This window comes from bacterium (assembly GCA_035295165.1).
In the GTDB taxonomy this organism is placed as follows: domain Bacteria; phylum Sysuimicrobiota; class Sysuimicrobiia; order Sysuimicrobiales; family Segetimicrobiaceae; genus JAJPIA01.
The window spans coordinates 19,288-29,600 of record DATGJN010000090.1 but is presented as its reverse complement, the minus strand read 5'-3'; the positions used below and the strand labels follow the sequence as shown (position 1 = coordinate 29,600).

Sequence of the window (10,313 nt, the reverse complement as noted above, 5' to 3'; positions counted from 1 at the left end):
CCACCTCCTGGCCGTGGACGGCGGGTGGCTGGCCCGGTAGCAGTCGCGTAACGAGCGACAGGTCGAGAGGACCAACGGGCCCCGGTCGACGAAGACGAAGCGGTTGTCGAGTGCCGGACGGGTACGACTACGGAGAGGGGGGGATGCGCGTGGACCGAGCAGGGGGTGGGACGGGGCGCGGTACGACCCGGCGGCGTTTCCTGGCGGCGGGGGTCGGCGCGGCGGCCTGGGCGCTCGCGGGCGGCGGTCGTGCGTCCGCGCAGGGGATTCGCACGGGCGGCACACTTCGAGTGGCGATCGACGGGGATCCGCCGACGATGGATCCCCACCGGTCGCAGGCGTACGTTGACCGGCAGATCTACCAAAGCCTGTACGACAAGCTCGTGGACACGGACGAACGCCTGCGCATCGTCCCGAAGCTGGCGACGTCGTGGACGATCAGCGCGGACGGGAAGTTGGCCACGTTCAAGCTCCGCCAGGGGGTTCGGTTCCACGACGGCACGCCGTTCAACGCCGAGGCGGCCGAGTACAACTTCCGCCGCATGCTGTTCGATCCGAAGTATCCGTCGTTTCGCAAAAGCGAACTGCGCCCGGTCACGAAGGTCAACATCGTGGACGCGTACACCATCCAGCTCGTGCTGAGCCAGCCCTACAGCCCGCTGCTGTACGCACTGACCGATCGCGCCGGAATGATGGTGTCCCCGACCGCGGCCGAGCAGGCCGGGCTCGACTACGGCCTGCACCCGGTCGGCACGGGGCCGTTCCTGTACGTGGAGCGGGTGCTGCAAGATCACATCACGCTGCGCCGGAACCCGCACTACTGGCAGCAGGGCCGGCCGTACCTCGACGCGATCACGTACCGGGTGTTCATCGACGACAACGCCCGGGTCAGCAACATGAAGTCCGGTGACGTCGACATCGTCAGCCTGGTCCCGCTGCCGCAGGTGAAGACGCTCGGCCAGCAGGCGGCGCAGCCGGGGAGCACGTTTCGACTGATCGAGCGCGGTCCGATCGCGTGGACGGCCTTGGCGCTGAACGTGACCAAGCCGCCGTTCAACAACGCCTCGCTGCGGCAGGCGATGCTGGCTGCGGTGGACCAGCGCGCGATCGCCGGGGCCGTGCTGCAGGGCGCGGCGTATCCGGCGTACTCATTCTTCCCGAACGGCACGCCGGCGTACGACGCGAGCTGGACGCTCCCGGCGCGCAACGTGGCTGCGGCGAAGGCCAAGCTGCAGGAGGGAGGTTCATCCGGCGGGCTCGCGTTTACGATCGTCTCGCCGGCCGCGGGGCAGCTGTCGTCCGTGCTCCAGGCGGTCCAGTCGATGGTCGCCGACGCCGGCATCCAGATGAAGATCGATGTGATCGAAGGCACGGAGTACGTGACGCAGGTCGTGAAGCTGCAGCCCCAGGCCACGATTGTCACGTGGAGTGGGCGGCCCGATCCCGACTTTGACATTTACCCGTTCATCACGCAGTCGGGCATCGGATCGCTCAACTACTCCGGGTACGCGAGCCCCAAGGTCCAGGACCTGCTCGACAGCGCCCGCGCAGAGTACGATATCGCCAAACGGCGCGCCGTGTACGCGGAGATCACGAAGCTCCTGGCCCAGGACGCGCCGTATGTGCCGCTGTACTTCCCGCGAGAGTACAAGCTGGTGTCGCCCAAGCTGCAAGGGTTCGTGGACCAGCCGGACGGGATGATGCGGTTTCACGAGGCGTGGCTGAGCGCGTGAGCAGGGGCGGCCCCGGCGGCGCGCCGCCGCGGCTGCACGCGGCGCTCGGCGAGGTGCTCGACTGGGCGATCCTCGCCGCCACCGTGGCGCTGCTCGGATGGGCGGTGTTCGGCGGGCTTACGTTCATGCCGTCGGCCGGGTTCCTCGAACACCGGGTGCCGCTGCTGGCGTTCGAACGAGCGGCGCTGGCGATCGGCGGCGTGTCCGTGTTCCGCCGGCTGCTGGGGGGCCGGGCGCTGCCCGGCGCCCCGCTGTGGGGCCTCGCGGCCGCGGCGACGTTGGGGATCCTGTCGCTCGCGCACACTACGTTCCTGTACGGGTCCCGCGAGGAGATCTTCTTCCATACCTCGCTGCTCGTGCTCGTGCTGGCGGCCCTCATGGCCCTGAACGACCGGGTCAAGACCCACGTATTCCTCGGCGGTCTCGTGGCGATCGCCCTCGGCGAGGCGGTGATCGGGCTGGGTCAGTACGTGAGCGGGGTGCCCACCCCCGCGTACTGGCTCAGCCGCTCGTTCGCCGAACTCATCCGGACGCGCGCGTACGGGACGCTCGCGAGCCCGAACCTGCTCGCGGCGTTCCTCGTGCTGGGCATCGCCGGCACCGCCGTGCTGACGGTGTCCCTCCCGTGGGCATGGCGCCCGCTGCCGGCCGCCGCGCTCGCGGCCGAGGTGCTCGGCCTGATCGTCACCTATTCCCGCGGAGGTTACGTGGGCCTCGGCGTGTTCATCGTGGTCGCCGCCGTGCTCTTCTGGCCGGTCCGGCGGCGCGCGTGGCCCGTGCTGCTGTTGATCGTGCTTGTCGCCGGGCTCGCGGTCGTCAGGCTCCCGAGCGTCGGGGCCCGGGCCCAGAGCATCGCCCCGGACCAGGAGGACACGGGGACCAGCCGGCTCTACATCTGGCACACCGCCCTCGCGATGTGGCGGGCGCACCCGACGTGGGGTACGGGGCTGGGCACGTTCAACGCCGTGTACTCGGCGTACCGCGTCCCGGACGTGCTGGAGACGTACGCGATGATCAACGTGCCGGGCTCGGCGCACGACGACTACCTGCAGGTCCTCGTCACGACCGGGAAGGTGGGGAGCGGGCTGCTTGCGCTCGTGGTGTTGTGGGGGATCTGGCGCGGCACCCGCCGCTATGTGCGCGGCGGAGTCCAGGAGCGCGCGTGGCTGGCCGGGTGGGCCGCGGGAATGGCGGGCCTCGCCACCGTCAGCATCGTGGACGAGAGCCTCTTCGTCGTCACGAACCTCGCGCTGCTGCTCCTGCTTGCGGCGGTGGTCGCCGCGCATACGTCCCTCGTCGACCGTCCGGCCGTGCGCCTCTGGCAGCGGCTGTTCGTGCTCCCGCTCATCGCCGTGGTGCTCTGCCTGCCGCCGCTCCTCGCGCCGCCGGTCGAGGCAACCTCGCTGCACGACGAGGCGGTGCAGCAAGTCAAAACCGGAGAGTTCATCGAGGCGGTGCGCACGTTCGAGACGGCCATGGCCGCGGATCCGCTCGACGGCGTCACGCCGGCGTACTTCGGCGACCTGCTGGCCGATCTGTACGTCCGCCGGCTCGACAACCCGATGGGCCCGTGGGGGACGATGCGGGACCGGGCGACCGAGCTCTACCTGTACGCGAGCCGGCTCAGTCCCTGGGACGCCTATCCGCGCGCGGAACTGGGAAGGCTCGAGCACGCGGAGAAGCACGAGGCGGCCGCGGCGGCGGCGCTCGAGGACGCGGTCCGCCTCGACCCGTACACGGCCCGCTACCGGCTGTGGCTCGCCGAAGCAGATCTGGCCGCCGGGGACCGCGACCGCGCGACTGCGCAACTGGGGGAGGCGGTACGCCTGTACGACGTCGAGTTGCTCACGATCGAACACCACGACGGACGTGGTGCCAGGTACGACGCATCCGCGGCGCAGCTGGCAGAAGCGGAGCGCCTCCTCACACTGATCAGCACCGGACACTAGAGTGCGCCGCCATGCACCAGGCGGCGCGATCGTGGGTTCGCTCGTCCCGCCGAAAGTGCGTGCTACACCCGGAACTCCCCCGATCCCACGATCACGGCGGCGCCGCCCACCTCAACCGACGTGAGCGCGGCGGCGGTCCCGGAGATGCGCGCGTGCAGTTTGGACGGCCGTGTGATCTCGACACCCTGCGTGATCTCGATCTCCTCGCCGAACGCCACGCGCCCGTGCCGGCACAGGTGTACGGCGAGCGGGCCCGCCGCCGACCCGGTGGCGGGGTCTTCGGCCACGCCGTGGCCCGGAGCGAACATCCGCGTCTTCCAGTGCCGTCCCGCACCGGCGAAACAGCTCACGCCGTGCTCCGGCACGACTCTCGCCAGCGCGGACAGATCCGGCACCACACAAGCGACCGCATCCTCGGAGTCCAGCGCAACGTAGAGGTGCTTGATCCCGTTGTCATAGGCCTCGACCGGCAACGCCGAGCGGGTCACCCCGACGGCGGCGAGCACGGACGCCGCGTCTCCAAACGGAGCGATGGTCGGGAGGGGTTGGCTCATCCATCCGAACGTGACGCGATCCCCGTCCCGGCGGAGCCGCACGGGGACGACGCCACGTCCGGTCTCGAGCCGGATCGTGTCGCCACCGATCGCCGCCGCGCCGAGGTGCGCGGCCAACACGCACGCCGATCCGAGCACCGGATGGCCGGCGAACGGCAGCTCGTGCGTGGGCGTGAAGATCCGGATCCGCGCATGGCCTCCCGCGCCGGGCGGGTAGGCGAACACGGTCTCGGAATAGTTGACCTCCCGGGCGAGCGGCCGCAGGCGCGCCTCCGGAATCTCGCGTGCGTCCACGAATACGGCGAGCGGGTTCCCGGCGAGCGGGGTGTCCGTGAACACGTCGCAGATCTCGTACCGATAGCGCCCGCTCACGCGCCACCCCCGCTCATGGGAGACGTCCGAGCGCCTTGATCACCTTCGCCGGCGTAATCGGCAACGAGGTCACGCGGGCGCCGATGGCGTTCGCGACCGCGTTCGCGATCGCCGCCGGGGTCGGGATGATCGGCGGCTCGCCGACCCCCTTCGCGCCCAGGTTGTTGGCGATCAGGTCGGGCTTGTCCACCGCGAGCGAGACGATCTCCGGGATCACCGACGAGCGCGGCACCGCGTAACTGTCGAACCCGAGGTCCATCACCGTCCCGCTGTCGATGTCGGTCACGTGTTCCTCGCGGAGCGCCATGCCGAGCCCTTGGATCACGCCGCCTTCGATCTGGCTCGCGTACAACTGCGGGTTGATGACCCGGCCCACGTCGTGGCAGGCCACGATGCGCAGGACGGTCACCTCGCCGGTATCGAGGTCCACTTCGACCTCGGCGATCTGCACACCGAAGGTACGGATCGTGACGCCGTCGGGGTTCGGCCCGCGGAACCCCCGTCCATGCAGCGTGAAGTTGCCCATGCGGCCGGTGACCTCGGCCACCGTCATCCCGCGTTCGGGCACGCCCGCGACGAATAAACGCCCGGCCTCGAGCCGGATGTCGTTCGGCGCGGCCTCGAGCAGCGAGGCCGCCGCGTCGACCAGGTGGCGTCGCACCTCATCCGCGGCCATCCGCACCGCGGGGCCGCAGGACGTGATCGTCTGGCTGCCGGCGGAGAGCGGGCTGTACGGGAAATCGGTGTCGCCCAGCGAGACGGTCACACGGTCCACCGGCAGGGTCAACACTTCGGCGGCGATCTGCACGAGCGCCGTCTTCGCGCCCGTGCCGATCTCCTGGGTACCGATGCGCACCTCCGCCGTGCCGTCGGCGTTCAGCCGCATCTCGGCGTATGCCGGCGGAGAACCGGCGCCGCCCCAGATCTGGCTAGCCATCCCGAACCCGCGACGCTTCCCGTGTCCCGTGACCGGAGCCGGCGGGGTGGGGGAGCGGCGGTCCCAGCCCGCGGCCTTGGCGGCGAGGTCGTACGCGTCCCGCAGGAACTTGCTGGAATAGCCACGTCCGATCACCTGGTCCGTGTCCGCGTAGTTGCGGCGGCGCAGCGCGAGGGGGTCCACCCCGAGCGTGTCCGCCAGCAACTCCATCGCGCTGTCGAGCGCGACCGTGGCCTCCACGAACCCGGGGGCCCGAAACGCCGCGCACGGGGCGATGTGAGTGAACACGTTCAACACTTCGGTGCGCACGTTCGGGCAGGCGTACAGCTCTTTGATCGGCCCGGCGAGCGGCGACCCGATCGACCGGTAGGCGCCGAGGTTCGACGCGCCCCAGTAGTCGATCGCGGTGAGGGTGCCGTCCCGCTTCGCGCCGAGCCGGATGCGCTGCAAGCTCTGCGGGCGCTTCCCGGCCGCCTGGCTCTCTTCTGCGCGCGTGAACATGAGCCTGACCGGCCGACCGAGCTGCCGCGACGCAATCGCCGCGACGATCGTGTACTTCCCGGCGCCGTTTTTGCTGCCGAACCCGCCGCCCATGAACGGGCTCACGACGCGGACGCGATCGAGCGGGATCTTGAGCGCGCCCGCGACCTGACGCCGCACGCCGAAGATGTGTTGCGTCGAGTCCCAGATCGTGAGCGACTCGCCGTTCCAGTGCGCGACCGATCCGTGGGTCTCCATGCTGTGGTGCAGGACGTCCGGGGTATCAGCCCGCAACTCCACCGTCACGTCCGCCTGGCTGAACCCCAACTCGACGTCACCGCGCTCGTAGCGTTCGGGGCCATCGAGCACGTTGCCGTCGGCGTGCACCTGCACGGCGTCCGGGCGGAGCGCCGAGTCGATGTCGATCACGTGCGGCAGCACCCCGTACTCGACCTCGATCAGGTCGAGCGCGTCACGGGCCTGCGCCGGCGTGTCGGCCACGACCACCGCGACCTCGTCGCCGGCGTAGCGCAGCTCCGTGTCGAACAACCAACTCTTGCCGTTGTACCAGGGGATCTTCGGCGCGTTGGCGGCCGACAGTACGAGTCGTACCCCGGGCGCCCGCTCCGCGGCCGACGCGTCGAACCGGGCGATCCGGGCGTGCGCGTGGGGGCTCCGCAACACTGCGCCGTGGAGCAACCCCGGCGGATACAGGTCCGCGGTGTAGCGGGCCCGGCCGCCCACCCGCTCCGCGCCGTCCACGCGGGGCACGGACGTGCCGATGACCGTGAACGACTCGCTCGCCTGCCACACGGGCAGGTCGTCGCCCTCGATCACGACGTCGCGCTCCTCGATGCGTCCTTCGAACTCGATCTTCTGCTTGATGATCCGCGGCATGGGCTCCTCCTAAGTGGGCTACCGTTGCGTGGTGGCGCCGTGCGACGGAACTCGCCTCCCGGCTCGGGGCGGCGCCGGGGCGGACGCGGTCAGCGGCGCCGGCGGGCTTCCGCGGACCTCGCGACCTCGAGCGCGGCGGCCTGGATCCGGAGATACGCGCCGCACCGGCAGACGTTGCCGTCGAGCGCGTGCCGGATCTCCTCGGAGGACGCCTGCGGTCTTCGCCGGAGCAACCCGCGCAGGGCCATGATCTGTCCCGGCGTGCAGAACCCGCATTGGAACGCGTCCTGCGCGATGAACGCCTGCTGCAGCGGGTCCAGGGTACCGTCCCGGGCAAGACCCTCCACGGTCTCGACCGTGCGGCCGTCGGCCTGCACGGCCAGCATCATGCACGACAACACCGGTTTCCCGTCCACGAGCACGGTGCAGGCGCCGCAGGTCCCGACCCCGCATCCCTCTTTCGTACCCGTCAGGTGCAGGTCTTCGCGCAGCGCCGCGAGCAGCGTGCGCCGCGGCGACACCCGCACCTCCTCGGGATGCTCGTTCACCGTCAGCCGGACGGCGAACGCGGTCTCCGGTTGGGACTCTGGACTCATCGGCGCCTCCACGTGAATGAGATCGGATGGACTCGCGAACCGAACGCACGGACCTGGCGGTCCCTAGTGCGAGATTCGGCCCGCCACGCGGACGGTCCTCCGCGCGGGTGCGGCGCCGCGCTTTTGACACGCCCTGCGCCGGGTCCTACACTGAAATACGTCATGCCTCGCAGGTCGATGCCCACCCCGGCGGCGGTAACGCAGGATGCCGCAACTCGCGAGCTCGTCGTGACGTGGACCGACGGCCACGTGAGCCGGTACGCGTACCGACTGCTCCGCCAACACTGTCCGTGCGCGATGTGCGTGCACGAGTGGACGGGTGCACGCTTGCTGGACCCCGCGCGCGTCTCCGCGGACGTCTACCCGAAGGAAATCGCGCAAGTCGGCGCGTACGCGCTCCGGTTCACCTGGTCGGACGGACACGCCACGGGGATCTACACCTTCACGATGCTGCGCGGGCTGTGCGCGTGCGACGAGTGCGCACGCGGCCGCGCACCGTCTGCGCCCCCGTCCTGATCGGCGCCGCGGCAACCGGTGGCCCCGCCCCCAGCTTCCGCCTCGGGGACATCCGCTACCCGCCCCCGGACTGCGGGGTGGCGAATCGTTGGATCGCCTCGGGATCGACCTCCAGTCCCAGCCCTGGTCCGTCGGGGAGTGCGATCTGGCCGTCGACCGGTACCGGGAACGGCGTCGTGAAGATCTCGCGCAGCGGATTGTCGATGTACCGGGTCCCCATGTACTCATAGGTCGAGAAGTTCGGCGCGGCCGCCGCCAGGTGCAGCGACGCCAGGTGCGCAATGCCACCGCTGAACCCCGTGTGCGGCGCGTATTGGAGGTTGTGGGCGTGGGCGAGCGCGGCGAGGCGCCGAGCGGCGGTGATCCCGCCGATGCGCGCGACCTCGGGCTGCAGGACGTCGACGCATCCGCGCGCGATCAGGTCCCGAAACCCAAACACCCCGAACTCCGTCTCGCCGGCGGCAAGCGGCACCCGAATCGACCGGCGCAGATGCGCGTACCCCTCGAGATCGTCCGGGGGAACCGGTTCCTCGAGAAACGTCACGTCGAGCTCCTCGAGCTGCCGCCCGACCCGCACCGCGGTGCCGATGTCGTAGGCGCCGTTCGCGTCCAACATCAGATCGACGTCGGGACCGACCGCCTCACGGATCGCGCGCACGGTGCGTACGTCCGCCCGATCCCCACCGCGCGCCGCCGACCAGCCGATCTGGACCTTGATCGCGCGAAACCCGGCGGCCACCTGCGCCCGGGCTTCCTCGGCCATCCGGGCGATCTCGTCGAAGTAGACCTTGGAGACGTAGCACGCCACGCGCTCGCGGCCCGCGCCGGCGAGGAACTTGTACAGCGGTTTCCCGACCGCGCGGGCAAGCAGGTCCCACAGCGCGATGTCGATGCCGCTCATCCCCTCGACGACGAACCCGCGGGAGTGGCCCCACCGGCGCAGGAGCGCCAGCATCTCGTCCCAGAGCCCCTCCACGTCCCACGGGTCCCGCCCGACCACGAGCGGGGCGAGCAGCCGGTCGACGACCGCCGTCACGACCTCCGGCGCGCGCCGCGCGATACACTCGCCGACGCCGACGTGCCCATCGTCCGTGGTCACGCGGACGAGGACCGCATAGAACGTGGGAAACGTGCCGATCGAGAACTGGACCGGTCGCGGCGTCCGGGCGGCGAGCGGCGTGCACGTGATCGTCGCGATCTTCATGCCGTCGTATTCGCGCCACGGCGCATGCGATCCTCGGCGGCCGCGTCGGCGGCCCGTCTGCGGTCGCCACGGGAATCGCGTCGGTGCGCGGGCGCGTTCAACCTCAAGACGGCGTGTTCTCGGCGCACACTGGCCGCGCGACATCGAGGAGGCGAGGGATGGACTGGGGACGGGGATTCGCAGAGGCGTTCGGCTACAAGGACTTCCTGCAGCATCATGCAACGCCGGAACAGCAGGCGCGGTGGCAGGCCGTGTACGATAAGGTCGCGCTCACGCCGGCGCAGCGGGAGCTCCTCGGCGGGTTCGTGCGAGAGATGCACGTGCTGTGCGTGGCCGGCGCCTGGTGCGGCGACTGCGTGAACCAGTGTCCGATCATGGGCCGCATCGGCGAGCAGAACCCGCGCATCAAGGTGCGGTTTGTGGACCGCGACGCCCATCCCGAAGCCCAGCAGGCGCTGGCGATGAACGCGGGGCACCGCGTCCCCGCGGTGATCTTCCTCAGTGAGGACGACCAGGAGTGCGCCAGGTACGGCGACCGGACCCTGGCGACGTACCGCCAGATGGCGGCCGACCGGTTGGGGCCTGCGTGCCCGACCGGGATCGTGCCGCCGGGCGCGGAACTGCTGTCGGCGGTGACCGCCGAGTGGGTCGGTCAGTTTGAGCGCACGCAGCTGATGCTGCGGCTGTCGAAGCGACTCAGGGAGAAGTACGCGGACTAGCGATCGGGCGAGGCTCACGCCAGCCAGAAGGCGAGCGGGGCGGGGGGCGCGGCGACTCGGGATCGAGGCAACGATCATCGAGCAGGGCGCCCTCCCACCGGTCTTGCGGGCGTGTCGAGTACGATCCGCGACGCCCGGCCTGAGGATGACTCCACCGTCGGCGGGCTTGGGCTGATACCCACGCGACCATAACGGCACGGGCCCGGCGACGCCGTGCCCGCCGCAGCCGTCATTATGCACATCGCCGGCCTCGACTGACCGAGGCCCCTCTACGAACGTATACCGACGTTTCAGGGGAACTCTAGCGTCACACAACGTCTAGTCTTGCCCCATTTCGGGCACCTAGACTGTAACGA

General features: G+C 70.3%; 8 protein-coding genes. 4 read left to right on the top strand and 4 right to left on the bottom strand.

Annotated features, from left to right (window positions below):
* Nucleotides 1-149: 149 nt before the first annotated feature.
* Together VKZ50_14880 and VKZ50_14875 are read left to right on the top strand one after the other, a co-directional pair.
* Nucleotides 150-1,733: an ABC transporter substrate-binding protein gene (locus VKZ50_14880; GenBank protein ID HLJ61007.1), complete on the top strand. Its 1,584-nt coding sequence runs from the start codon at nucleotides 150-152 to the stop codon at nucleotides 1,731-1,733.
* A complete protein-coding gene (locus tag VKZ50_14875; GenBank protein ID HLJ61006.1) occupies nucleotides 1,730-3,682 on the top strand; it encodes an O-antigen ligase family protein in 1,953 nt (650 codons plus the stop codon). The genes VKZ50_14880 and VKZ50_14875 overlap by 4 nt, the downstream gene beginning before the upstream one ends.
* A gap of 62 nt (nucleotides 3,683-3,744) precedes the next feature.
* Here VKZ50_14875 and VKZ50_14870 read toward each other — a convergent pair whose 3' ends face one another.
* The 3 genes from VKZ50_14870 to VKZ50_14860 all read right to left on the bottom strand — a co-directional run bounded on the left by VKZ50_14870 (nucleotide 3,745) and on the right by VKZ50_14860 (nucleotide 7,518).
* Entirely contained in the window at nucleotides 3,745-4,608 is an 864-nt protein-coding gene (locus VKZ50_14870) for a PhzF family phenazine biosynthesis protein (protein HLJ61005.1), read from the bottom strand.
* A 13-nt stretch (nucleotides 4,609-4,621) separates the two neighbouring features.
* Nucleotides 4,622-6,922 carry a xanthine dehydrogenase family protein molybdopterin-binding subunit gene (locus tag VKZ50_14865; protein ID HLJ61004.1) on the bottom strand — a complete coding sequence of 767 codons (2,301 nt, stop codon included), beginning with the start codon at nucleotides 6,920-6,922 and terminating at the stop codon, nucleotides 4,622-4,624.
* A gap of 89 nt (nucleotides 6,923-7,011) precedes the next feature.
* Complete coding sequence (locus VKZ50_14860; protein ID HLJ61003.1) at nucleotides 7,012-7,518, bottom strand: (2Fe-2S)-binding protein; 507 nt, start codon at nucleotides 7,516-7,518, stop codon at nucleotides 7,012-7,014.
* Between VKZ50_14860 and VKZ50_14855 the strand changes: the two genes are divergently transcribed.
* Nucleotides 7,459-8,034: a DUF971 domain-containing protein gene (locus tag VKZ50_14855; protein HLJ61002.1), complete on the top strand. Its 576-nt coding sequence runs from the start codon at nucleotides 7,459-7,461 to the stop codon at nucleotides 8,032-8,034. The two genes, VKZ50_14860 and VKZ50_14855, sit on opposite strands and share 60 nt — an antisense overlap.
* Nucleotides 8,035-8,089: 55 nt before the next feature.
* Here VKZ50_14855 and VKZ50_14850 read toward each other — a convergent pair whose 3' ends face one another.
* The gene (locus tag VKZ50_14850) at nucleotides 8,090-9,238 is read right to left on the bottom strand and encodes a mandelate racemase/muconate lactonizing enzyme family protein (GenBank protein ID HLJ61001.1); all 1,149 of its coding nucleotides are present in this window, start codon (nucleotides 9,236-9,238) and stop codon (nucleotides 8,090-8,092) included.
* Nucleotides 9,239-9,396: 158 nt separating this feature from the next.
* On the opposite strand from VKZ50_14850, the gene VKZ50_14845 reads away from it, so the two are divergent.
* Complete coding sequence (locus VKZ50_14845) at nucleotides 9,397-9,957, top strand: thioredoxin family protein (protein HLJ61000.1); 561 nt, start codon at nucleotides 9,397-9,399, stop codon at nucleotides 9,955-9,957.
* Nucleotides 9,958-10,313 lie beyond the last annotated feature (356 nt).

Excerpts from the sequence above, each read along its gene's own strand:
- VKZ50_14865 (HLJ61004.1), bottom strand. The coding sequence starts at position 6,922 with ATGCCGCGGATCATCAAGCAGAAGATCGAGTTCGAAGGACGCATCGAG.
- VKZ50_14855 (HLJ61002.1), top strand. The coding sequence starts at position 7,459 with ATGCTCGTTCACCGTCAGCCGGACGGCGAACGCGGTCTCCGGTTGGGA.
- VKZ50_14860 (HLJ61003.1), bottom strand. The coding sequence starts at position 7,518 with ATGAGTCCAGAGTCCCAACCGGAGACCGCGTTCGCCGTCCGGCTGACG.
- VKZ50_14850 (HLJ61001.1), bottom strand. The coding sequence starts at position 9,238 with ATGAAGATCGCGACGATCACGTGCACGCCGCTCGCCGCCCGGACGCCG.
- VKZ50_14845 (HLJ61000.1), top strand. The coding sequence starts at position 9,397 with ATGGACTGGGGACGGGGATTCGCAGAGGCGTTCGGCTACAAGGACTTC.